21 protein-coding genes and 1 riboswitch are annotated in these 22,308 nt (G+C 68.5%); of the genes, 11 read left to right on the top strand and 10 right to left on the bottom strand.

Annotated elements, in window-relative coordinates; translation table 11 throughout:
• Nucleotides 1–30 precede the first annotated feature (30 nt).
• Nucleotides 31–151, bottom strand: a riboswitch (TPP riboswitch).
• 274 nt (nt 152–425) lie between these two features.
• The 5 genes from sdhA to N177_RS04800 form a co-directional block, all read right to left on the bottom strand.
• Nucleotides 426–2,258, bottom strand: coding sequence for a succinate dehydrogenase flavoprotein subunit (gene sdhA, locus N177_RS04820; RefSeq protein WP_040485178.1), 1,833 nt, complete (start codon nt 2,256–2,258; stop codon nt 426–428).
• 5 nt (nt 2,259–2,263) lie between these two features.
• Nucleotides 2,264–2,650, bottom strand: coding sequence for a succinate dehydrogenase, hydrophobic membrane anchor protein (gene sdhD, locus N177_RS04815; RefSeq protein ID WP_023431123.1), 387 nt, complete (start codon nt 2,648–2,650; stop codon nt 2,264–2,266).
• 6 nt (nt 2,651–2,656) lie between these two features.
• Entirely contained in the window at nt 2,657–3,055 is a 399-nt protein-coding gene (gene sdhC, locus N177_RS04810) for a succinate dehydrogenase, cytochrome b556 subunit (protein WP_023431122.1), read from the bottom strand.
• A 157-nt stretch (nt 3,056–3,212) separates the two neighbouring features.
• Nucleotides 3,213–4,274 (bottom strand): MaoC family dehydratase, encoded by a 1,062-nt coding sequence (locus tag N177_RS04805; RefSeq protein WP_023431121.1) that lies wholly within the window; start codon nt 4,272–4,274, stop codon nt 3,213–3,215.
• Nucleotides 4,271–5,155, bottom strand: coding sequence for an HpcH/HpaI aldolase/citrate lyase family protein (locus N177_RS04800; RefSeq protein ID WP_023431120.1), 885 nt, complete (start codon nt 5,153–5,155; stop codon nt 4,271–4,273). The genes N177_RS04805 and N177_RS04800 overlap by 4 nt, the downstream gene beginning before the upstream one ends.
• Before the next feature lie 96 nt (nt 5,156–5,251).
• Here N177_RS04800 and N177_RS04795 point away from each other — a divergent pair, with 96 nt between their 5' ends.
• Nucleotides 5,252–6,100 (top strand): bifunctional hydroxymethylpyrimidine kinase/phosphomethylpyrimidine kinase, encoded by an 849-nt coding sequence (locus N177_RS04795; RefSeq protein WP_023431119.1) that lies wholly within the window; start codon nt 5,252–5,254, stop codon nt 6,098–6,100.
• The gene (locus N177_RS04790) at nt 6,097–6,831 is read left to right on the top strand and encodes a DUF429 domain-containing protein (RefSeq protein ID WP_023431118.1); all 735 of its coding nucleotides are present in this window, start codon (nt 6,097–6,099) and stop codon (nt 6,829–6,831) included. The genes N177_RS04795 and N177_RS04790 overlap by 4 nt, the downstream gene beginning before the upstream one ends.
• A gap of 9 nt (nt 6,832–6,840) precedes the next feature.
• Here N177_RS04790 and N177_RS04785 read toward each other — a convergent pair whose 3' ends face one another.
• Entirely contained in the window at nt 6,841–7,755 is a 915-nt protein-coding gene (locus tag N177_RS04785) for a DMT family transporter (protein WP_023431117.1), read from the bottom strand.
• Between the two features lie 181 nt (nt 7,756–7,936).
• Between N177_RS04785 and N177_RS21825 the strand changes: the two genes are divergently transcribed.
• From N177_RS21825 to N177_RS04775, 3 genes are all read left to right on the top strand, one after another.
• Entirely contained in the window at nt 7,937–8,083 is a 147-nt protein-coding gene (locus tag N177_RS21825; protein WP_023431116.1) for a hypothetical protein, read from the top strand.
• A 124-nt stretch (nt 8,084–8,207) separates the two neighbouring features.
• Nucleotides 8,208–9,050 (top strand): universal stress protein, encoded by an 843-nt coding sequence (locus N177_RS04780; protein ID WP_023431115.1) that lies wholly within the window; start codon nt 8,208–8,210, stop codon nt 9,048–9,050.
• Between the two features lie 79 nt (nt 9,051–9,129).
• Nucleotides 9,130–11,844: a bifunctional acetate--CoA ligase family protein/GNAT family N-acetyltransferase gene (locus tag N177_RS04775; RefSeq protein WP_023431114.1), complete on the top strand. Its 2,715-nt coding sequence runs from the start codon at nt 9,130–9,132 to the stop codon at nt 11,842–11,844.
• A 77-nt stretch (nt 11,845–11,921) separates the two neighbouring features.
• Here N177_RS04775 and N177_RS04770 read toward each other — a convergent pair whose 3' ends face one another.
• A complete protein-coding gene (locus N177_RS04770; RefSeq protein ID WP_023431113.1) occupies nt 11,922–12,302 on the bottom strand; it encodes a hypothetical protein in 381 nt (126 codons plus the stop codon).
• A gap of 136 nt (nt 12,303–12,438) precedes the next feature.
• Here N177_RS04770 and N177_RS04765 point away from each other — a divergent pair, with 136 nt between their 5' ends.
• The 5 genes from N177_RS04765 (at nt 12,439) to N177_RS04745 (ending at nt 18,711) form a co-directional block, all read left to right on the top strand.
• A complete protein-coding gene (locus tag N177_RS04765) occupies nt 12,439–14,028 on the top strand; it encodes a bifunctional aminoglycoside phosphotransferase/ATP-binding protein (RefSeq protein ID WP_023431112.1) in 1,590 nt (529 codons plus the stop codon).
• A gap of 82 nt (nt 14,029–14,110) precedes the next feature.
• On the top strand, nt 14,111–14,932 hold the full coding sequence (locus tag N177_RS04760; RefSeq protein WP_023431111.1) for a hydroxypyruvate isomerase family protein: 822 nt from the start codon (nt 14,111–14,113) through the stop codon (nt 14,930–14,932).
• A 162-nt stretch (nt 14,933–15,094) separates the two neighbouring features.
• Nucleotides 15,095–15,475: a septal ring lytic transglycosylase RlpA family protein gene (locus N177_RS04755; RefSeq protein ID WP_023431110.1), complete on the top strand. Its 381-nt coding sequence runs from the start codon at nt 15,095–15,097 to the stop codon at nt 15,473–15,475.
• 62 nt (nt 15,476–15,537) lie between these two features.
• A complete protein-coding gene (locus N177_RS04750) occupies nt 15,538–16,581 on the top strand; it encodes an oxidoreductase (protein ID WP_023431109.1) in 1,044 nt (347 codons plus the stop codon).
• A gap of 261 nt (nt 16,582–16,842) precedes the next feature.
• A complete protein-coding gene (locus tag N177_RS04745; protein WP_200863365.1) occupies nt 16,843–18,711 on the top strand; it encodes a putative bifunctional diguanylate cyclase/phosphodiesterase in 1,869 nt (622 codons plus the stop codon).
• Nucleotides 18,712–18,715: 4 nt separating this feature from the next.
• Here the strand turns inward: N177_RS04745 and N177_RS04740 are convergent, their stop codons facing one another.
• Nucleotides 18,716–20,557: an ABC transporter transmembrane domain-containing protein gene (locus tag N177_RS04740; protein WP_425280791.1), complete on the bottom strand. Its 1,842-nt coding sequence runs from the start codon at nt 20,555–20,557 to the stop codon at nt 18,716–18,718.
• 166 nt (nt 20,558–20,723) lie between these two features.
• On the opposite strand from N177_RS04740, the gene rpmE reads away from it, so the two are divergent.
• Nucleotides 20,724–20,942, top strand: a complete 219-nt coding sequence (rpmE, locus tag N177_RS04735) for a 50S ribosomal protein L31 (protein WP_023431106.1) — start codon at nt 20,724–20,726, stop codon at nt 20,940–20,942.
• A gap of 175 nt (nt 20,943–21,117) precedes the next feature.
• Here rpmE and rcdA read toward each other — a convergent pair whose 3' ends face one another.
• Both rcdA and N177_RS04725 read right to left on the bottom strand, forming a co-directional pair.
• Nucleotides 21,118–21,657: a protease adaptor protein RcdA gene (gene rcdA / locus N177_RS04730; RefSeq protein WP_023431105.1), complete on the bottom strand. Its 540-nt coding sequence runs from the start codon at nt 21,655–21,657 to the stop codon at nt 21,118–21,120.
• A 363-nt stretch (nt 21,658–22,020) separates the two neighbouring features.
• Nucleotides 22,021–22,227, bottom strand: a complete 207-nt coding sequence (locus N177_RS04725) for a DUF1192 domain-containing protein (RefSeq protein WP_023431104.1) — start codon at nt 22,225–22,227, stop codon at nt 22,021–22,023.
• Between the last annotated feature and the right edge of the window lie 81 nt (nt 22,228–22,308).

The raw sequence follows: 22,308 nt of genomic DNA, 5'->3' as shown, positions 1-22,308 counted from the left end.
AGAATGCCGGTCGATATGAGCTGCGCCGTCGCCCGGGCATTCGCACCGTCCCTACGCCAGTGTGAACTGGATCAGGTTCGTAGGGTCACCGCGCTGCCGTGAACGGCCAGCGGAATCTCAGCCCCTTGTCGGGACCCCCCTGGTGAAGATGCGAGGATGCTGGGGAACGGTGGGCCTGTCAACAATGTGCAGTTGGCCGCCTGCTGCTGTGGTGAAAGGCGCCATTGCTGCGTCGCCGCGCAAAGCCAGACCGGGGACCCGCGACCCGAGGAGCCGATACCGACAGACTCGTTCTCAACGTTATCGCCACGTGCAAGGAAGCGCCTTCGGCGTCAGCCGATGTCGCGCCGGGGCCGGAAGCCCACAAACGAAGCAGGCCGGCTCCCGGGAGCCGGCCCTACGTGATCCATTCGATGGGACCAGCCTCAGTACACCCGCGCCTTCGGCTCGATATAGGCGATGTCGTTCGACATCGTGTAGGTGTGCACCGGGCGGTAGTCGATCGTCACTTCGCGGGTGTTCGTGTCGGCCCAGGCGAGCGTGTGCTTCATCCACGTCGCGTCGTCGCGGTCGGGGAAGTCCTCGCGGGCGTGCGCGCCTCGGCTCTCCTGACGATTGACCGCGCTGTCCATCGTCACGACGGCCTGGCAGATCAGGTTGTCGAACTCGAGCGTCTCGATCAGGTCGGTGTTCCAGATCAGCGAGCGGTCCGTCGTGCGCACGTCGCGCGCCGCCTGCCAGACGTCGTTGATGAGCGTGTGGCCTTCCTCGAGGATCTCGCCCGTGCGGAACACGGCGCAGTTCGTCTGCATGACCTTCTGCATGTCGAGGCGCAGCTTCGCGGTCGGCGTGTCGCCGTCGGCGTAGCGGAACCTGTCGAGCCGGTCGAGCGAGTTCTGCCCCGCGTCCGAAGGCAGGTCGGGCTGGCTCTCGCCGGGCTTCAGAAGCTCGCCGCAGCGCAGCCCCGCCGCGCGTCCGAACACGACGAGATCGATGAGCGAATTCGAACCGAGCCGGTTCGCGCCGTGGACGGAGACGCAAGCCGCTTCGCCGATCGCCATCAGGCCCGGCACGACGTAGTCGGGATCGCCACCCTTCAACGTCAGAACCTCGCCGTGGAAGTTCGTCGGGATGCCGCCCATGTTGTAGTGCACGGTCGGCAGCACGGGGATCGGTTCCTTCGTCACGTCGACGCCGGAGAAGATCCTCGCCGACTCCGAGATGCCCGGCAGCCGCTCGTGCAGGACGGCGGGGTCGAGATGGTCGAGATGCAGGTGGATGTGGTCGTTGTTCCGGCCGACGCCCCTGCCCTCGCGGATCTCGATCGTCATGGCGCGGCTGACGACGTCGCGCGAGGCGAGGTCCTTCGCGGTGGGCGCATAGCGCTCCATGAAGCGCTCGCCCTCGGAGTTCACGAGGTAGCCGCCCTCGCCTCTGGCCCCTTCCGTGATGAGGCAGCCCGCGCCGTAGATGCCCGTGGGGTGGAACTGCACGAACTCCATGTCCTGCAGCGGCAGGCCGGCGCGCAGCACCATGGCGTTGCCGTCGCCGGTGCAGGTGTGGGCGGAGGTGCAGGAGAAATAGGCGCGGCCGTAGCCGCCGGTGGCGAGGATCGTGCGGCGGGCGCGGAAGCGGTGAAGCGTCCCGTCGTCCATGCACAGCGCGACGACGCCGCGGCAGACGCCCTCCTCGTCCATGATCAGGTCGATCGCGAAATACTCGATGAAGAACTCGCTCGAGTGCCGCACCGCCTGGCCGTAGAGCGTGTGCAGGATCGCGTGGCCGGTGCGGTCGGCGGCCGCGCAGGTGCGCTGCGCGGTGCCCTGGCCGTAGCGGGTCGTCATGCCGCCGAACGGGCGCTGGTAGATCCGTCCGTCCTCGGTGCGCGAGAACGGCACGCCGAAATGCTCGAGTTCGTAGACGGCCGCCGGCGCGTTCCTCACGAGGTATTCGATGGAGTCCTGGTCGCCGAGCCAGTCCGACCCCTTCACGGTGTCGTACATGTGGTAGCGCCAGTCGTCCTCGCCCATGTTGCCGAGCGAGGCGGCGACGCCGCCCTGCGCGGCCACGGTGTGGGAGCGGGTGGGGAAGACCTTGGTGATGCAGGCGGTGCGGAGGCCCGCCTGGGCGCAGCCGAGCGTCGCGCGCAGGCCCGCGCCGCCGGCGCCGACGACGACGACGTCGTAGGTGTGGTCGACGAAGGAATAGGCGCGGCCGTTCGCGCCGGGTGCGGAACCGTTGCTGCCGTTCTGGGCCATGCGCATCAGCCTCCGAAGGAAATCTTGAGAATGGAGAAGACGGCGGCGAGCGCGATCGCTGCGGCGAAGAAGTTGTTGCCGATCACGGCCAGGATCTTCAGCCCCTCGGTGTGGACGTAGTCCTCGATGATCACCTGCATCCCCACCCGCATGTGCAACGTGACGGAGACGATCGCGAGAAGGAAGGGGATCGCGACGAGCGGCCGCTCGAGGATCGCGACGACGGTCAGGTAGTCCTCACCGGCCAGCGCGACGACGAGGCCGATGAAGAACAGGATGAGCAGGATGTTGGACGCCGCCGTCATCCTCTGCAGCAGGAAATGGCCGGTTCCCTCGCCGGCTGCGCCGAGCCCACGAACGCGTGCGCCTGGTGTGCGGATCGATTTCGCCATGACGCCTCACATTACGATGTAAGCCGCGATCCAGATCAGGATCGTCAGCGTGACCGAGCCGATGATCGTCGCCCAGGCGAGCCGGCTCGCATTCGGCGGATCCATCGCCAGCTGGAAGTCCCAGATGAGGTGGCGGATGCCGCCCAGCATGTGATGGATCAGCGTCCAGGTGTAGAGAGCGAGGACGATGCGGCCGAGGATCGAGCCGTAGAGGCCATGCACCGTCTCGAAGGCTTCCGGCCCGCTCGCCGCGGCGACGAGCCAGACGACGAGAAGCAGCGTGCCGAAGTAGAGCGCGGCACCGGTGATACGGTGCACGATCGACATCACCATGGTGATGATCGGCCGGAAGACGGACAGATGCGGCGAAAGGGGACGTTTCTGTTCGAGTGCGGGCGTTGCCATCGAAGCTGCGCTGGATCTCGGTGAACGGGGCGGGGGCGAAGAGGCCCGGTCGTGCGGCACTTCTAGCGCGCGCCGCCGGGTGACGCAATTCGCAGGCGCGAAGGCATGGCTACCATGCCATCAGGGCGAGGCGGCGGAGCGAGATTCACCCACCTTCCTACCGCGGCAGCACCGCCCAATAGTCGAGGTCGAGCACCACGCTCGGATCGTAGCTGCCGTCGGGCTCGGCATAGGGGAAGTCGTAGCAGGGCCGATCCTTGGTGGCGACGAGACGCAGGCGGAGCGCGCCGACGTCCTCCCGGCCGGGCAGCGATGCCGTGTCGAGCACCTCGCTCCAGGCGTGGATCGTGTCGCCCGCGAAGACGGGCATGACGTGGCGCCCGCGATTGATGGCGGCGATCTGGAAGGCGTTCTGCAGGCCGTTGAAGGAAAGCGCCCGCGCCACGCTGATGACGTGGCCGCCATAGACGACCCGGCGACCGTACCGGCCGTTGACCTCCGTGATCTGGTTGAAGTGCAGCTTCGCGGAATTCTGGTAGAGGCGAGCAGCCATCTGGTGCTCCGCCTCCTCGATCGTCATGCCGTCGACATGGTCGATGCGCTCGCCGACGACATAGTCTCCGTGGCGCGAGGGGCTGCCCGACAGGCGCCAGTCCCATTCGCCGGCGTCGATCTCCGGCACGGCGTCTCCGAGCGCGTCCGGCGCGATCGCGGAGGGCACGTCCGGCACCAGCGGGTCCGGCGCCGGCGAGCCTTCCTCGGACTTGCGGATCAGGACCCAGCGGACATAGTCGAGCACCCGCTCGCCCTCCTGGTCGACGCCCTGGCTGCGGACATAGACGACGCCGGAGCGGCCGTTCGTGCTCTCCTTCAGGCCGATGATCTCGGAAATCGCCGTCAACGTGTCGCCGGGGTAGACGGCCTTCAGGAACCGGCAGCCGGCATAGCCGAGATTGAGGATCGCGTTGCGCGATATGTCCGCGACCGTCCTGCCGAAGACGACGTGGAAGACGAGGAGGTCGTCGACCGGCGACCGGGGGTAGCCGACCGCGCGGGCGAAGGTGTCGCCCGAAGGCAGCGCGAAGCGCGAGCCCGTGAGCGCGGTGTAGAGCGAGACGTCGCCATGCGTGATCGTTCGCGGCGTCGCGTGATGGATGACCTCGCCGACGGCGAAGTCCTCGAAGAAGCGGCCGACGGACGATTTCGCCTCGCCGGTCATCGCGCCTTCCGCCCGATGACCTCGTGCAGGGCGAGCGTCCGCCGGGCGATGTCGGCGTGGAGGATCTCCACCATCCGCCCGCCGAGGTTGATCGCTCCCTTGCCCTTGTTCTCGGGCCGGTCGAAGGCCTCGATGATCGCCCTCGCCTCCGCCAGATCCTCCTCGCCCGGCGCGAAGATCTCGTTTGCCGGACCGATCTGCGAGGGATGGATCAGGGTCTTGCCGTCGAGCCCCATGTCCCGCGCCTGGCGGCATTCGGCGACCAGGGCCTCCCCGTTGCGGAAGTCGTTGCACACCCCGTCGAGGACGGCGAGGCCATAGGCGCGCGCGGCGATCACCGCGGCCGAGATCCACGGCAGCATCGGCGCCCGGCCGGGCACCTGCCGCGCGCCTGTCTCCTTGGCGAGGTCGTTCGTGCCGAGCACGAAGGCGCCGAAGCGCGGGCCGGATTCCTCGGCCTTGGCGGCAATCTCGCGCAGGTTCAGCATCGCGTGCGGCGTCTCGATCATCGCCCAGAGCTCGACGGTCTCGCCTGCCCCGCCGCGCTCGGCAAGGTCGCGCGCCTCGTCGACATCCTCCGGGCGCCCGACCTTGGTTACGAGCACCGCCGACGGTCCCGCCGCGACGGCGGCCTCCAGGTCGTCGCGGCCCCACGGCGTGCCGAGCGCGTTGACGCGGATGACGACCTCGCGCTCGCCGAACCCGCCTTCCCTCACCGCTTCGCAGACCCGTGACCGCGCCTCTTCCTTCAATTCCGGCGCCACCGCGTCCTCGAGGTCGATGATCACGACGTCGGCCGGCAGCGTCTTCGCCTTCTCGAGGGCCCGTTCGTTCGTTCCGGGTAGATAGAGCGCGCTGCGGCGCGGGCGGACGTCGATCATCGTTCTTTGGTATCCGTCGGCTGGTCGAATGTGAGCGGAAGCCTAGCCGCTCGCCGCCCGATGTGCGAGTCTCCGGCGCCATCGAAGGGGGCAGGAATGGCAAGGCTACTGACGATCTCGTCCTGGGTCGCCCGCGGGCACGTGGGCAATTCGGCCACCACCTTTCCGCTGATGCGCCGCGGCCACGACGTGATCTCGCTGCCGACCGTGGTGCTGGCCCACCATCCCGGACACGCGCCGAACCCGACGCGGACCGAGATCACCGGCCTCTTCGAAATGGGAACGGACGTGCTGGAAAGCCCCGAGCCGCACCCGGTCGACGGGGTGCTCGTCGGCTACGTGGCTCTCGCGCCGCAGGCGGTGAACATCGCCGGCATCGTGGCGCAGGCGCGGGCGCTGAAGCCGGCCATACCGCTCGTCGTCGATCCGATCATGGGCGACGACGGAGAGCTTTATGTCGACCCGGCGGTGAACGGCGAGATCGCGACGCACCTCCTGCCGATGGCCGACATCATCGTGCCGAACCTGACCGAGCTCGCCGCCCTGAGCGATCCGGCATCCGTGTCGCGGGCCCTCGAGATGAGCGAGGCGGAGGCGATCGAGCGGGCGCTGGCCCTCAGCGTGCCGGCGGTGCTCGTCACCTCGGCTCCCGCGACGAGCCGCGACCGGATCTGCAACCTCCTCGTGACGAGGAACGGCGCCTGGCGGATCGAGACCGCCCGCCTGCCCTGCCGCGTCAACGGCACGGGCGACCTTCTCTCGGGCATCGTGCTCTCGGAGATCGCGATCGGGCGGAGCATGCTCGAAGCGGCCGCACTCGCCGCCGGTATCGTGCACGACGTGCTGGAGGAAACCGCGCGCCGGGATGCCGACGAGATGGTGCTGGCCGACGCACAGGACGTTCTCCTGTCGCCGCGAACGAGCGCGGTGGTCACGCCGATATGACGCGGTGGGTCGCCGGCGTCGACGCCTACCGCGCCGGCTGGATCGCCTGTGTGCTGACGGAGGATCTCACGTCGCTCCACTTCCGCGTCATCCTCCGTCTGGAGGAGATCGTCGACGGCCCGGATGCGCCCTCGATCGTCTCCGTCGACATGCCGATCGGGCTGCCGGAGCGTATCGAGGGCAGTGGCAGGGCGTGCGAGATGGCGGTGCGGCCGCATCTCGGCCCGCGCCAGTCGAGCGTCTTCTCGACGCCGTCGCGCCGCGCGGTCTTCGCCGGCGACTACGCCGCCTCCTGCGCCGCGGCCCTCGCGACCTCCATGCCGCCGCGCAAGGTGTCGAAGCAGTGCTTCATGCTCTTCCCCCGCATTCGCGAGATCGACGGCCTGCTGGTCGCGCGCCCGGAGCTGCGGGCCAGGGTGTTCGAGACGCATCCGGAGATGTCCTTCCTGCACATGAACGGCGGCCGACCGGCCTCGCTGCCGAAGAAGATCAGGAGCCGCGCCAACCCCGACGGCCTCCAGGAGCGCGCGCAACTTCTCCTCGCGGCGGGCATGCCGCAGGACATCGTCTCAACGATGGAGCGGCCTCCTGCCGGGGCGGGCGGCGACGACGTGCTCGATGCGGCAGCCTGCACATGGACGGCGCTGCGAATCCTGCGCGGCGAGGCCGTCGTCTACCCCAGCCAGCCGCCGCGGGATGCGAACGGCATCGAGATCGCGATCAGGGCCTGATTCCACGGGTCACGCGGCGCGGCGACCGAGCCATGCGGCCGGACGACCGTCCGTCGCTGCGATGCCGAGCGCGATCAGGGCCATACCGACGAATGCCTCCGGACCCAGCGCCTCGTCGAGGAACAACGCGCCCAGGACCGAGGCGCTGGCGGGAATGAGAAGCGTCACCAGCGTCAGGTTCGTCGCCCCGGCCGTCCGCAGGATGCGGAAGTAGAGGAGATAGGCGAGCGCCGTGGAGGCGAGCGCCAGCGCGAGAAGAGCGCCGATCGCAACGCCGCTCGGGACGTCGCCGAGCCACGGCCGCTCCACAGCGACCACGATCGGGACGAGGATGACCGTCGCCGAGAGGAGCTGGCCGGTCGCCGGCACGGTGAGGGGCTTGGAGCGGAAGCGCCGCGCCCAGATGCTCGAAACGGCATAGGCGATTGCGGCCCCGACGCAGGCGAGCGACGGCAGGAGCTCGTCTCCGACACCGTGCAGCGCCTTCGCTCCGATGAGGGTGGCGACGCCGGAGATGCCGATCACGACGCCCATCACCTTGCCCGTGTTGATCTTCTCGTCGTCGGTCAGGATCTGCGCGAAGATGACGGCGAAGAACGGCGTGGTCGCGTTGAAGATCGCGGCGAGGCCGGGCCCGATATGCTGGAGCGCCCAGAAGAGAAGCGAGAAGGGGATGACGTTGTTGAGGACCGCCATCACCACGTAGTCGAAGACGTCGCGCGGCCGCTCGACAACCTTCGACCCGCGCAGCTTCGTCGCCACGAGAAGAGCAAGGCCCGCGATCGCCACCCGCCCCAGGACGACGGTGAGCGGCCCCATCTCCCGTACTGCGAGGCCCGCGAACAGGAACGACCCGCCCCAGAGGAGCGAAAGCAGCAGGAGGAACGTCCACTCCGCCGTTCCCATCGGTTGAACCTTGTGCACGTCTCTCCTTTCGCGCGTGATCGGCGGCCGCCAGAGTTACGCCGCCCTCTTTCCCGCGGACACCCGTTTTTGGCGCCCGCGCGACCTTTTCCGCTCTTCCCGCGTTCAAGACGAGAAGGCTCGAAGCCCGCGTCGCGCCGCCCCGTTCGGCACGATCCGAAAGCCAGTCGAAGGAGCGAACATGTTCGGTGACAAGGAAAAGGCGAAGTCGCAGGAGAGCGAGCGCGAGAAGCGCGAGCAGGACCACGAGCTCGACGAGGAACTCGAGGACACGTTCCCCGCCAGCGACCCGCCGTCGACGACACGACCGGGCGAGCACGACAAGTAGGACCGGCGGCTCTCCCGCGACGGCGCGGCGCGCGCCGCGCCGTCTAGATTGACGGCGATCAACGCGGTTCCCATTCTGCCTGCTAAGCTTCGTGCCGAAGTCGAGCCGCACAGGAGCAGGGGCGATGGGCATCAGGGAAATTCTCCTCCATATCGACGCCGACGAGCAGACGGAAACGGGCCGGCAGAGGATCGGCTACGCTCTGTCGCTCGCCTCGCGGTTCGACGCGCACGTCACCGGGCTCCTCTTCGCGCTCGACCCCTTCGTGCCCTCGACCGTGCTCGGCGAGGTTCCGATCTCGCTGATAGACCAGCAGCGCGAGAGCAACCGCAAGCTCGCGCGCGCGGCCGCCGAGGCGTTCCGGCAGGAGGCAGACCGCGCCGGCATTTCCCATGCCGTGCGCGTCAGCGAGTGCACCGAAGGCGAGGCGCTGCAGATCCTCGCGTCTCAGGGCCGCGTCTCCGATCTGATCATGACAGGCCAGCGCGAGCCCGACGACCGCCTGCCCATCCGGGAGATCCTCATCGAGACCGCGCTGTTCGAGACCGGCCGCCCGTCTCTCATCGTGCCCTATATCGGGCCCTCGGAAGCGAAGCTCGACTGTGTCGCGGTGGCGTGGGACGGACGCCGTGAGGCCGCGCGTGCCGTTCACGACGCGATGCCCATCCTCAAGCGAGCCAAGCGCGTCTGCATCGTCACGGTCGGGTGCATCGGCACGGCGAAGGGTGAGGACCCGGGAGCCGACCTCGCCGAGGCCCTCGCCCGCCACGACCTCGACGTGGAGTTGCAGCATCTCGACGCGACCCAGGACATCGCCGGCACTCTCCTGTCGAATGCCGCCGATCGCGGCTTCGATCTGATGGTGATGGGAGGCTACAGCCACTCCCGGCTTCGCGAGATCGTGCTCGGGGGCGCGACGCGCGGCATTCTCGAAAGCATGACGGTGCCCGTTCTCATGTCACATTGATCCCGCAACGATGGTCGGGTGAGACCCTAGCCCGAACATCCGGGATCAAGATGCCCACGAGCCGAGCCCACGCGACCTCATGTCCATCCACAATCTAGACTCGCTCTTCCGGGCGCGATCCCTCGCCGTCGTCGGTGCGAGCGCCGATCCCTCCGCGGTCGGCGGCATCATCGTGAGAAACCTCGCCGAGGCGGGCTTCGCCGGCGAGCTCCATCTCGTGAACCCCAAATACGACGAGATCGGCGGCCGCCCATGCCACCGTGGCGTGGCGACCCTGCCTGACGGGATCGATTGCGCGGTCGTGTCGATACCCGCGCCGGCCGTCCCCTCCACGATCGAGACGCTCGCGAAGAAGGTGTGCCGCTCCGCCGTCGTCATCACCGCGGGGCTCGGCTCCGGCCCGGGTTCCCTGAAGCAGGCGATGCTCGACGCGGCCCGGCCACTCGGCACGCGGATCGTCGGCCCGAACTGCCTCGGCGTGGCGGTACCGGGCACGGGCATGAATGCGACGTTCGCGCAGTCGAGCCCGATGAAGGGGGACCTCGCTCTTATCTCCCAGTCGGGCGCGATCGTGACGACGCTCATCGACTGGGCGAACGACCGCCGCATCGGCTTCTCCGGCATGGTCTCGCTCGGCGACATGGCCGAGGTCGATTTCGGCGACCTGCTCGACTGGTTCGCGCTGGACCCGAACACGCGGGCGATCCTGCTCTATGTCGAGGCGATCACCCGGCCGAAGAAGTTCATGAGCGCCGCCCGCGCGGCCGCCCGTTCGAAGCCGGTGGTCGTGATCAAGTCCGGGCGGCATGCGGCGGCGGCGAAGGCCGCGGCCTCGCACACCGGTGCGCTGGCAGGCGTCGACGAAGTCTATGACGCTGCCTTCCGGCGCGCGGGGCTGCTGCGCGTCGACGATCTCGACGAGCTCTTCGACGCGGCCGAGACGCTGAGCCGCGTGAAGCCCTTCCGCGGCGACCGCGTGAGCGTGCTGACGAATGGCGGCGGTATCGGCGTGATCGCGGTCGACCGCCTGCTCGACGAGCGGGGCACGCTCAGTCCTCTGTCGCCCGACACGATAGCCGCGCTCGATGCGGTGCTTCCCCCGACCTGGTCGCGCGGCAACCCCGTCGACATCGTCGGCGATGCCGGGCCGGATCGCTACGCGGCCGCCCTCGAGGTGCTGCTGAACGACAAGTCGACGGACGCGATCCTCGTGATGAACTGCCCGACCGCCCTCGCCTCGAGCAGCGCGGCGGCGGAGGCCGTCGCAGAGACGGTGCGCGAGCAGGGTCGGCACGTGTGGCCGAGGAAACCCGTCTTCGCCGCATGGCTCGGCGGGCAGGCCGCGGACGCCACCAGACCCGTCTTCGAGGCCGCTGGCGTGCCGCATTTCGCATCTCCGACAGCCGCCGTCCGCGGCGTCACGCATCTCGTGCGCTACTCCTCCGCCCTCGAGGCGCTGATGCAGACGCCTCCGAGCCTGCCGAGGGAGTTCACGCCCAACGTCGAGGCCGCGAGGTCCGTCATCGCGGAGGCGCTGAGCCGGGGCCAGAGCTGGCTCTCCTCCCGGCAGCGCCGTCGCATTTTCGAGGCGTACCACGTGCCCGTCATCGGCATCGAGGGCGCGGACACGCCCGAGCAGGCCGGCGACATCGCGGCTCGCCTGCTGCGGGAGCACGAGGCGGTTGCGGTGAAGATCCGCTCCCCCGACATCCAGCACAAGAGCGACGTCGGCGGCGTGCGTCTCGGCATGACGAGCCGTGCGGCCGCGGAGCAGGCCGCGCGCGACGTCATCGATGCGGCGCGGGCCGCCGTCCCCACCGCACACATCGAGGGCGTGACGGTCGAGCCGATGGTCGAGCGCCCGGCCGCGCGGGAACTGATCGTCGGCCTCACGGACGACGAGACGTTCGGCCCGATGGTCCTCTTCGGGGCCGGCGGGATCGCCGTCGAGACGCTGCGCGACAAGGCGCTCGCGCTGCCGCCGCTCGACCTGACGCTCGCCCGCGACCTCATCGCGCAGACCCGCATCTCGCGGCTCCTGAACGCCTATCGCAACCAGCCCGCCGCCGACCTCGACGGGATCGCCCTCACCCTCGTGAAAATCGCGCAGATGACGGCGGACCTGCCGGAGATCCGCGAGCTCGACATCAACCCGCTGCTCGCCGACGAGCACGGCGTGCTGGCGCTCGATTCCCGCATCAGGGTGGAGGCGGAGACGCATCGGGGGCGTCATGGCGTCAACCCGCGCTTCTCGATCAGCCCCTATCCCAGCGAGTGGGAGCGCGAAATCGTGCTCTCGGACGCAAGTGCCGTCGAGGTGCGCCCCGTGCGGCCCGAGGACGAGCCGCTCTTCGAGGAGTTCTTCTCCCGCGTCTCGCCCGAGGATATGCGGCTGAGGTTCTTCACGCCGCATCCCGACCTGTCGCACCGGTTCCTCGCACGCCTGACGCAGATCGACTACGCGCGCGCCATGGCCTTCGTGGCGCTGACGCCGGCGACGGGAGAGATGCTCGGCGCGGTCCGCATCCATGCCGACGCCGACCACGTGAGCGGCGAGTACGCGATCATGGTGCGCTCCGATCTCAAGGGGAAAGGGCTCGGCTGGGAGCTGATGAAGCTCATCATCGACTATGCCCGGGCCGACGGAATCAAGGAGATCACCGGCGACGTGCTGCGCCAGAACGAGACGATGCTCGCCATGTGCCGCGAGCTGGGCTTCGCCGAGATCCACAGCCGCGAGGATCCGGGCGTCGTCCAGGTGAGGCTGCGGCTCGACCGGCCCGCCCGGGACTGAGGGTGATGGAAAGCATGCCCGTGATCGCAATGGGATCGCGGGCCTGCCTGCACATGATGGCGATAGGGGTCCGGCGCCTACGCCCGCTCGACGGTGGCGACCTGGAACGTGTGCATCTCGCCCTCGTCGTCCCTGATGGAGACGTACTCGCCGGGATTGAAGCTGTGGTCGCCGAAGCGGTAGCCGGGCTCGTCGTCCTCGTCGCCCTCTATGTCGTAGTGGAACGCCCAGCTGCCGCCGGGACGGTGGACGAGATGGCCGAGATCGTCCTGCTCGCCCGCCCAGAACCGGCGGACCCGGCAGCGGTCACGCGCCTTGCGCCATGCGCCCGCGTCGATCTTCCCCTCCTGATCGAGAGGCGCGACGAACTCGTAGCCATGACGCGAGCTTCCATGCGGAAAATCGTGGCTCCGTGCCAGGTTCAGCCGCACGCGGCGCAGGTTCAGTGTCTCGGTCACGGCCGTTCCCTCCGTCTGTCTTCTTCGCGGTCTCTTGTGCGATCTCGCACGCCAACATATCGCAGCAGCACATCATGACGCGAGAAGACCAGCTCGGCACCGCGTCCGCCTTGAGCGAAGTCAACGGAGATCCGCCATGGCAGAGAACGAGCACCGGGACGACCAGCGCGAGACGGTTGCGTTCCTCTCCGATAGCGCCACGCATGGCGGGGTCGAGCCCGAGACCGTGGAGACGCATGCCGCGATCGTCTTCCTCGCCGGGGAGAACGCCTACAAGCTCAAGAAGGCGGTGCGCTTTCCCTTCCTCGACTTCACGTCGCTCGAGGAGCGCGAGCGGGTCTGCCGCCGCGAGATCGAGCTGAACCGCAGGACGGCGCCGCAACTCTATCTCGGTTGCCTGCCCGTCACGCGCGACGGCGGGAGACTGTCGATCGGCGGCGGCGGCGAGCCCGTCGACTGGGTGGTCCACATGCGCCGGTTCGACCAGAGCGCCACGCTCGACCGCGAGATCGAACGGCACGGCCTGAAGCCGGACATCGTCGACGAGCTGACGGATGCGGTGGCGGCGATGCATGCGGAGGCGGAGGTCCACCGCGACGGTGAGGCGCTCGCGCAGGTAAAGCGGGTGGCGATGTCGAACCTCGCCGACATCGAGGCGGATGCCGCGGCCTTCCCCGCCGACGAAGCCGTCCGCCTCAGGACGCGCACCGGCCAGGCCCTCGGACGGCACGCGGCCCTGATCGCGCGCCGGGCCAGCGCGGGGGAGGTTCGGCGCTGCCACGGCGACCTCCACCTCGCGAATATCGCGCTGATCGACGGAAGACCGGTCGTCTTCGACGCGCTCGAGTTCGACGAGCGCCTGGCGACGACGGACGTCCTCTACGACCTGGCCTTCCTGCTGATGGACCTCTGGCAGCGGGGTGCCGCGGCGGAGGCGAACCGCGTCCTCAACCGCTGGATCAGCCGCCGCCGGCACCGCGGCGACCTCGAGGGGCTGGCCCTCCTTCCGCTCTTCATGTCGATGCGCGCGGCGGTCCGTGCCAAGGTCTCAGCCGCCCGATCGAGGGACAAGGAACCCGGAGAGGCTGAAAGCCATCTGGAGGAGGCGCGGCGATATCTTCAGGTCGCGACGGTCATGCTCGAGCCGGCAGCCCCGACGATCGTGGCCGTCGGCGGCTTCTCCGGCAGCGGCAAGAGCACCCTGGCCCGCCGCATCGCCCCCCATCTCGCACCGCCGCCGGGCGCCGTCGTGCTGCGCAGCGACCAGATCCGCAAGGAGCTTGCCGGGGTGGGCGAGATGGAGAGGCTTCCAGCTTCCGCGTATACGCGCGAGGCTTCGGACGCGGTCTATGCCGCGATGCGCGTCCGCGCGCGCGTCGTCGCCTCGTCCGGCCTCTCCGCCATGGCGGACGCCGTCCACGGCACGCCGGAGGAGCGACGGGCCATTGCGGAGACCGCGCGCGATGCCGGGGTCCCGTTCGCCTGCGTGTGGATCGACGCGGACCGCTCGACGCTGTCCACCCGGGTCGACGTGCGCACCGGCGACGCGTCGGACGCCACACCGGCGGTCGTGTCGCAACAGGTGGAGCACCTCTCGGTGCCCGAGGATTGGCCGCAGGTCAGGAACGACGGCGCGGTCGAGGACGCGGAGACGGCGGCTCTGGATGCCGTCCGGCGGCAGGTTCCCGGCTCGCTTGAACCTTTCGTTAGCCAGAAAAGGCGCTAATCTGCCGTCGAGGCGACCGGCGACCTCGACAACTGCATTCGCTGCGCTCTCTTCCCGTCATCATATTGACCGGTGAGCTCTCATGCTGAAGTTCTCGGCGAACATCTCTACCCTCTTCACGGAGCTGCCCTTCCGGTCGCGTTTCGCCGCGGCAAGCATGGCGGGCTTCGACGCGGTGGAGTGCCAGTTTCCCTACGCCCTCACTCCCGGTGCCATCCTGGCGGAGCTGGAGGCCAACAGGCTCAGGCTCGTCCTGCTCAACGCCCCGCCCGGAAACTGGGAGGAAGGCGAGCGCGGCCTGGCGGCCCTCCCCGGGCGCCAACGCGAGTTCGAGCAGGCGATGGGACAGGCCTTCGCATACGCCGAGGCGCTGGACTGCCGGCTGATCCACGTGATGGCGGGGGTGCTGCCGGCCACCTCGGACCCCGACAGGGCGATGGACATCTACGTCGAGAACCTGGCGCAGGCGGCCGAGGAGGCCCGCCGTCGGCAGATCACCCTGCTGATCGAGCCGATCAACCGCCGCGACATGCCGGGCTATTTCGTCTCCCGCACCGAAACCGCGCGGCGCGCGATAGATGCCGTCGCCTCCCCGCACCTCCGGCTGCAGTTCGACATCTATCATCGACAGATGACAGAAGGAAACGTCACGCACGGCTTGCGCGAACACTGGGACATCATCCGGCACATCCAGATCGCGAACCCACCGGATCGCCGCGGCCCGGACGAAGGCGAACTGAACTTCGAACACATCTTCGGCGAGATCCGGGCGCTCGGATATGACGGACATATCGGATGCGAATACTCGCCGCATGGCTGCAGCCGCGCGAGCCTGGAGTGGTTCCAACAGCATCGTCCGGTCCGCGCGAAGGAGACATCGCCGACGCAGGTGGAGTCGGCCTGAGGCTCCCCGTTCCCGCGCGCGCAGTCCCCGTCTCCGCTCCCGATGACCGTGCCCTCCCGGCAACGCCTGCGGCCCCAGGTGGACCTGCCGCGCTCGGGCCGCCTTCTCGCCCCATTTCGACGTCAAGCCACCGAGGCACGACCAGAGTGGAGGGACGCGTGGATGACTCCGAAGAGCGGAGGCGTTGCAGCGGCCGGTGCCGCCTTGATCTTGAGCCTCGTCGCCACCGACAGCGCAGCCGCACAGTGCGGTCGCGCCTCTTGGTACTCGCATGCGGGCCAGAAGACGGCGAGCGGCGAGATTGCCAACCCTGATGGACTATCGGCCGCGCACAGGAGCCTGCCCTTCGGCACGAAGGTGATGGTCGAGAACCTGAAGAACGGACGCTCGGTCACCGTCCGGATCAACGATCGAGGCCCCTTCGTCGGCGGTCGCGTTATCGACGTGACGCGGGCGGCTGCCGACAGGCTGGGATTTCGCAACGCCGGCACGGCCAGTGTCCGCATCTCGGTCGGCGGCAAGCCCGTAAGGTCCTGCGGCTGAGGGTGGCCGAACGCCCGGCCGTTCGGGTATGACGGGTCGATCAGCCGGACGAACCGCCTCTGATGCCGACCGACACGAACCGCATCTTGCGCACCGGGCTCGCCGCATTCGGAATGGCGTCGCGGGTATTCCACGCGCCACTCATCGCCGCCGAGCCCGGTCTCGATCTGACCGCAGTCGCATCGATCCGGCCCGAAGCCGTCGCCGAGGCGCTGCCGGACGTACGCGTGCTGCCTGACCCGCTCACCCTCTGCCGCGATTCCGAAATCGACCTCGTCGTCATCACGACCCCGAACGACACTCATGCGCCGCTGGCGGAGGCCGCCCTTGGCGCCGGCAAGCATGTCGTCGTCGAAAAGCCCTTCACTCTGTCTGCATGGGAGGCGGAGCGGCTCCTGAGGATGGCCGAGCGGTCCGGTCTCACGCTGACGGTCTTCCAGAACCGCCGGTGGGACAGTGATTTCCTGACACTCCGCAACGTCATCGCCTCGGGCCGGATCGGCCGTCCCGTGCAGCTCGAATCGCATTTCGACCGGTTCCGCCCAATCGTCCCGGACCGGTGGCGCGACCGGCCGGGGTCCGGAAGCGGCCTCTGGTACGATCTCGGACCGCATCTCCTGGACCAGGCGCTGCAGCTCTTCGGCATGCCGGAGGGGATGACGGTCGACCTCGCGTCCCTGCGCGACGGGGCGCAGACGGACGACTACCTCCACGCCGTCCTCGACTATGACCGGCTGCGTGTGATCCTGCACGCGACGACCCTCGCCGCGGCCGAGGCTCCCCGCTTCGTCCTGCACGGCACGTCCGGCTCGTTCGAGATACGCGGCCTCGATCCGCAGGAAGGACAGCTGAAGGCGGGTATGCGGCCGGGCCAGCCGGGCTGGGGAGAAGGTGCGCCCGACGGAACGTTGATCGGCGCCCATGGGGAGGAGCCGGTGGCGCGACGGGCAGGCGACTACCGCCCCTTCTACACCGGCGTGCGTGCGGCGATCGAAACGGGCGCTCTCCCTCCGGTGACGCCGCAGGAAGCACTCGATCTCATGCGCATGCTCGACGCCGGCCGGGCGAGCGCGCGCGAGGGGCGGCGCATCCGGCTACAGATGTGACGCGGCGTCGACCCGGCCCGGGACGAGGCCGGCGTTATGCGTCAGTGTTCGACCTGAACAAGTCAGGCGTCACCTTTGGCCGATATTTAACCCACTCGTGATCTACTTCCCCTCGAACGATCATCGACGCCCACGATGCTGCCTCTGGAACAGCGAAATCGGGCGCAGCGGGGGAAAGATGCGATGGACGCTGCCGTGTCGGCGGAACGGCGATACAGATCGATCTCCGCACTCTGGCCGAAACTCGCCTTGGAGGGCGTTTTGCTTGCGACCGTCGCGGCCGGCTTCTTCGCCGCCGGCTCGACGCCTGCTCCGGTGCAGATGGCGGGATGGGCGACGGTCGGCCTGCTCGCCGCGGCGGCACTTGTGATCGCCCGGCACCGCCGCCCGCCGGATCTCGGCGCTCCACCGACGCAAACCGCGGAGGATCTTGATCGGACGGAATATATGAGGACCGCGCTCGACCAGATGTCGCAGGGCCTCTGCATGTTCGACGGCGACAAGCGGCTGATCGTGTCGAACGCCCGCTACGCAGAGATCTACGGCATAGATCCCGGCTTCCTGCGGCAGGGGGTCCATTTCCTCGACGTGCTGCAGCACCGCGTCGACAGCGGGAGCTTCGCCGGCAGCGATCCAGAGGGCTACCTTCGCGAGCGCATCGCGGCGGTCGAGGAGCGACGGCCGTCGGTCAAGATCCACCAGCTCGCCGACGGGCGCTCGATCGCCATCTCCCACCGCCCCCTGGAAGGCGGCGGCTGGGTCGCCACGCATGACGACATCACCGAGATCCGGCGGATCGAGGCGCAGATCGCCCACATGGCCCATCACGACGGGCTTACGGATCTGCCGAACCGGGTCCTCTTCCGCGAGGAGCTCGACCGGGCGCTCGGCCGTGTCCATGACGGACACCAGCTCGCGATCCTCTGCCTGGACCTCGATCACTTCAAGCACGTCAACGACACGCTCGGTCACCCCGTCGGCGATCAGCTCCTGCGACAGGTCGCGGAGCGGCTGCGGGCCCAGACGCGGGACACCGACCTCGTCGCGAGGCTCGGCGGCGACGAGTTCGCGATCCTGCAGGGCGGCGTACGGGGGCCGCGCAGCGTGAAGAAGCTCGCCGACCGCATCATCTCCGCGCTGAGCGAGCCCTACGACATCGACGGCCACCAGGTCGTCATCGGCACCAGCATCGGTGTCGCCGTCGCGCCGTTCGACAGCGACGACGCCGACCAGCTCATCAAGCTCGCGGACCTCGCGCTCTACCGCGCGAAATCCGATGGCCGACACACCTGCTCCTTCTTCGAACCGGCGATGGATGTCGAGGTGCAGGCGCGCCGGGCGCTGGAGGTCGAGCTGCGCAGGGCGTTCGAGGAGGAGGCGCTGGAAGTGCACTACCAGCCGCTTCTCGACATTGCCTCCGGGGAGGTGACGGGGTTCGAGGCCCTCCTGCGATGGAACCATCCCCAGCGCGGCGAGGTTCAGCCGGCGGACTTCATCCCACTGAGCGAGGAGATCGGCCTGATCGGCCCGATGGGCGCCTGGGTGCTGATGGAGGCATGCCGCGAGGCCGCAACCTGGCCGGAGGAGCTGCGCCTGGCGGTCAATCTCTCGCCGGCCCAGTTCAGGGGTCGCGACCTCCGCCTCGACGTCGTCGTCGCTCTGGAAGCCTCGGGCCTCGCCCCCACGCGCCTCGAGCTCGAAATCACCGAGACGGTCATGCTGCAGGACACCGGCTCGACGCTCGAGACGCTGCACGCGCTTCGCAGGCTGGGCGTTCGCATCTCGATGGACGACTTCGGAACCGGCTATTCCTCGCTCAGCTTCCTCCGCAGGTTCCCCTTCGACAAGATCAAAATCGACCGTTCGTTCGTGCAGGACCTTCCCGACGAGGCGGGCTCGCTGGCCATCGTGAAAGCCGTCGCCGGCCTCGGCGCCAGCCTCGGGATGGCGACGACCGCCGAAGGCGTGGAAACGCCGGCCCAGCTCAAGAAGCTTCGGGAGGAGGGTTGCCTCGAGGTCCAGGGTTTCCTGTTCAGCCCCGCACGGCATCCGCGCGAAATTCCACTCCTCCTCGAGCGCCTGCGCAACGAGGTGCGGCCTGCGCCGAAGCGGCCGCCCTCAGCCGCCTGAACCGCTACACGGCGGTGCCGAGCTGCTCGCGCGCCACGTCCGCGCCGCGCCGCTGCTCGAACTGGAGGCGCGCCAGGCGCGCATAGAGGCCTCCACGACGGATCAGCGTCTCGTGAGTGCCCTCCTCCACGACGCGCCCCTCGTCCATGACCAGGATCCGGTCGGCGCCGAGTACGGTCGCGAGGCGATGGGCAATGACGAGCGTGGTGCGGCCCTCCATCAGCCGGTCGAGGGCCTCCTGAACCAGCGCCTCGCTTTCCGCATCGAGCGCGCTTGTCGCTTCGTCCAGGAGCAGGATCGGCGCGTCGCGCAGCACGGCACGCGCGATCGCCAGGCGCTGCCGCTGCCCGCCGGACAGCGTGATCCCGCGCTCGCCGATCTCGGTCATGAGGCCCCTTGCCAGACGGTTCGAGAACTCGTCCACCCGCGCGGCCGCGGCCGCCGCAGCCACCTCCTCGCCGGTCGCATCCGGGCGACCGTAGCGGATGTTCTCCTCGATGGTGCCGGAGAAGAGCACCGGCTCCTGCGGCACGAGCGCGATGCGAGCGCGCACCTCCGCCGGATCCGCGTCGGGCAGCGGCACGCCGTCCAGCAGGATCCTGCCCGCGCTCGGGTCGTAGTAGCGCAGCGCCAAATGGAAGAGCGTCGACTTGCCCGCTCCCGACGGCCCGACGATCGCGACCGTGCTGCCGGGCTGGGCCGTGAAGCTGACCTCGTGCAGCGTGCGGGCGTCCGAGCGCGTCGGATACGCAAATGAGACGTTCTCGAAGGAAAGCCTGCCGCGGGCTGGCACCGGCAGCGCGACGGGCTCGGCCGGCGCCTGGATCGATGCCTGCGTGCGCTTCAGCTCGTCGAGACGCTCCGCCGCGCCGGCCGTCTGCTGAATCTCGCCCCACACCTCGGACAACTGCCCCAGCGCCCCGGCCGCGAAGACCGCGTAGAGCACGAACTGCGACAGGATGCCGGCCGTCATGTGGCCCGCGAGCACGTCCCGCGCGCCGTACCACAACACCGCGACGATGCTCGCGAAAACGAGGAACAGGGCGACTCCCGTCAGGATCGCCCGGGCCCGCGTGCTGACACGCGCCGCCTCGAAGGCGTCCTCGACGGCCGAGCGGTAGCGCCCCGCGACGAGCGTCTCGTTGTTGTAGGCCTGGATCGTGCGCGTCGCCTGTATGTTCTCTCCTGCGAAGGCGGTCGCCTCGGCGAGCCTGTCCTGCGCATCCCGCGAGCGGCGGCGCACCGTGCGGCCAAAGCCGACGAGCGGCAGCACGATGAAGGGAATGGCAAGGAACACGAGCCCCGAGAGCCGCGGGCTCGTCAGCACCATCATCACCGCCGCGCCGACGCCCATGAACAGGTTCCGGAGCGCGATCGAGGCCGAGGCGCCGACGGCCGACTTGATCTGCGTGGTGTCGGCGGTGAGGCGCGACAGCATCTCGCCCGTGCGGCCTCGGTCGAAGAAGTCGGCCCCGAGCGAGACGATGTGGCCGAACACGTCCGTCCTCACGTCGGCGACCACACGCTCGCCGAGCCAGGTGACGAGATAGAACCGCGCGGCGCTCGCCAAGGCGAGAACGAGCACCACGATGATCAGCATCCCGAAATACTGGTTGATGAACTCCGGGTCGGCCGCGCCGAATCCGAGGTCGATCATGCGCCGGACGGCCTGGGGCACGGCCAGCGTCGCCGCAGCGGCCGTCGTCAGCGCGACGAGGGCGAGGCCGACCTGGAAACGGTATCGTGCGAGATAAGGCGCCAGCATGCGCAGCGGCCTGAGAGAGCGACGTTTTGCCGCCCCCGGATCCTCCGCGGCGGCGTTGTCTTTTCTGCGGCGAGCCACGATTGTCCCTGTTTCCGATGATTGGGCGACGGGGAGATGGTCCCGCAGCCATGGGCGTCTTGTCTGCCTCGGCGTTCCGGGCTATACCCCTCGCAAATTCCACGTCAACGTCACAATAGGTCGCGGCGCTGTCAAAGCGATAGGGTCGGCGGCGAAAGGCATGCGAGCGATGAAGAAGGACATTCATCCGGATTACCACACGGTGAAGGTGGTGATGACCGACGGCACCGAGTACATGACGCGCTCCTGCTATGGGGCGGAGGGCGACACGATCACCCTCGACATCGACCCCAAGACGCATCCGGCGTGGACGGGCGGCAGCCAGCAGCTCACCGATCGCGGTGGCCGCGTCAGCCGGTTCAAGAAGAAATTCGAAGGCTTCATCTGAGAAGCCCGTCTCGCGCGCGACCTCACAGGCCCCGGCATCGCCCGGGGCTTTTTCTTGTCCGCCGCTCCGCCGCACGGGGCCGCCCAACGAAAAAGCGGCGCATCCGCGCCGCCGCTCGAAAAAACCGGCGTTCCGCTCGCCTGTGCGCACCCGGAAGAGACGCCGGGTGCGAGGCTCAGTCTCCACTGCCGCCGAACACGCTCTCCACGCGTGCCAGCTGCGCCGTCACCGCGTTCGGTGCCGCGCGGGCGGGGGCCGGCGCCGCGTTCAGCTGACGGTCGAGATGGCGCACCCGGGACTGCAGCCGGAGGCTGCGGTCGATGAGCGCCATGAGCTCTTGCGGCAGCTCGTCGAAGGCGGTCGAACGCTCCTGGTCTTCGGGCTGCTCGAGCCTCACCTTGCTCTTCTCCTCGGCCGCCTGGTCCGGCGACATCTCGCCGTCATTGACCGCCCGCTGCAGGAGAAGCCAGGAGGCGACCTGCATCAGCCTGGTCGTCAGCTTCATGCTCTCGGTGGCATAGGCGAGGCTGCCGAGGCGGCTCAGATGGCGCGAGGAGTCGCGGCCCGGCCCGTCGAGATAGTCGGCCGTCTCCTCGAGCAGTGCCATGCCTTCCCGAAAGAGCGTGGCGAAGCCCTCCGAGGTGGCCATTCGCTCGGCGAAGGAGATGGTGGTGATGTTGCCCGCGACGGCGCTCTCGGCGCTGTTTCCTGTCATCTTGATCGTCTTCCGAACTGCGTTGTCTCCGGGTGGAACGGCTCTCGACCCGGCCGAGATCGCACCCGATGCCTCTGGCCCAATACGGTACAAGCGGAGCACGTCCTGCGAAACCCGCTGCAGGTTTCGTGCCGCATGTTCCGCCCGCGAATCCTGGGCCGCTTGCCGCGCAAGATTGGCGAACAAGCCACGCAACGAAAGACAAAAAGAAAGAGCCGCCTTGACGACGGCTCAGTTTGGTTAACAGGGAGGCGTCAAACAGAGTGGACAGGAAACCACTCGAATCCAGAGGACTGGATAACCCTGTGTTTACCGTGGAAAGATTATCAAATGGTTAATTTCGGGGTTGCCGCAGAGGAAGTTTCAGGCTTCACCTCCCCTCGCGCCGAACACCCCTTCGGCTTCGGCAAGAGAACGATCCTTCCTCTTCATCTCGTCCTCGATCCGCAGCTTCTCTCGCGCCAGCAGGTCGAGTCGTTCGCGCAGCTCCGCGACCGAGAGACGCGACAGATCCTCGCCGACCCGGTGGCTCGGCTCCGTCTTCCTGGCTTCGTCCCAATCCGGGCTCATCGATCGACCTCCATCGGCTGTCGGCGCTCCCGCCGTCCCCTCCCGGGAGCTGCCATGGCGCGACGAAGATTGCCAGAACGG

Source organism: Lutibaculum baratangense AMV1, assembly GCF_000496075.1.
Taxonomy (GTDB): Bacteria; Pseudomonadota; Alphaproteobacteria; order Rhizobiales; family Tepidamorphaceae; genus Lutibaculum; species Lutibaculum baratangense.
Note: the sequence above shows the minus strand (reverse complement) of the source record. Positions and strands in the feature narration are given on the sequence as shown.

Excerpts from the sequence above, each read along its gene's own strand:
- rcdA (WP_023431105.1), bottom strand. The coding sequence starts at position 21,657 with ATGACAGGAAACAGCGCCGAGAGCGCCGTCGCGGGCAACATCACCACC.
- N177_RS04765 (WP_023431112.1), top strand. The coding sequence starts at position 12,439 with ATGGCAGAGAACGAGCACCGGGACGACCAGCGCGAGACGGTTGCGTTC.
- N177_RS04725 (WP_023431104.1), bottom strand. The coding sequence starts at position 22,227 with ATGAGCCCGGATTGGGACGAAGCCAGGAAGACGGAGCCGAGCCACCGG.
- N177_RS04750 (WP_023431109.1), top strand. The coding sequence starts at position 15,538 with ATGCCGACCGACACGAACCGCATCTTGCGCACCGGGCTCGCCGCATTC.
- sdhC (WP_023431122.1), bottom strand. The coding sequence starts at position 3,055 with ATGGCAACGCCCGCACTCGAACAGAAACGTCCCCTTTCGCCGCATCTG.
- rpmE (WP_023431106.1), top strand. The coding sequence starts at position 20,724 with ATGAAGAAGGACATTCATCCGGATTACCACACGGTGAAGGTGGTGATG.
- N177_RS21825 (WP_023431116.1), top strand. The coding sequence starts at position 7,937 with ATGTTCGGTGACAAGGAAAAGGCGAAGTCGCAGGAGAGCGAGCGCGAG.
- N177_RS04760 (WP_023431111.1), top strand. The coding sequence starts at position 14,111 with ATGCTGAAGTTCTCGGCGAACATCTCTACCCTCTTCACGGAGCTGCCC.
- N177_RS04795 (WP_023431119.1), top strand. The coding sequence starts at position 5,252 with ATGGCAAGGCTACTGACGATCTCGTCCTGGGTCGCCCGCGGGCACGTG.
- N177_RS04780 (WP_023431115.1), top strand. The coding sequence starts at position 8,208 with ATGGGCATCAGGGAAATTCTCCTCCATATCGACGCCGACGAGCAGACG.
- sdhD (WP_023431123.1), bottom strand. The coding sequence starts at position 2,650 with ATGGCGAAATCGATCCGCACACCAGGCGCACGCGTTCGTGGGCTCGGC.
- sdhA (WP_040485178.1), bottom strand. The coding sequence starts at position 2,258 with ATGGCCCAGAACGGCAGCAACGGTTCCGCACCCGGCGCGAACGGCCGC.
- N177_RS04805 (WP_023431121.1), bottom strand. The coding sequence starts at position 4,274 with ATGACCGGCGAGGCGAAATCGTCCGTCGGCCGCTTCTTCGAGGACTTC.
- N177_RS04790 (WP_023431118.1), top strand. The coding sequence starts at position 6,097 with ATGACGCGGTGGGTCGCCGGCGTCGACGCCTACCGCGCCGGCTGGATC.
- N177_RS04800 (WP_023431120.1), bottom strand. The coding sequence starts at position 5,155 with ATGATCGACGTCCGCCCGCGCCGCAGCGCGCTCTATCTACCCGGAACG.
- N177_RS04755 (WP_023431110.1), top strand. The coding sequence starts at position 15,095 with ATGACTCCGAAGAGCGGAGGCGTTGCAGCGGCCGGTGCCGCCTTGATC.
- N177_RS04775 (WP_023431114.1), top strand. The coding sequence starts at position 9,130 with ATGTCCATCCACAATCTAGACTCGCTCTTCCGGGCGCGATCCCTCGCC.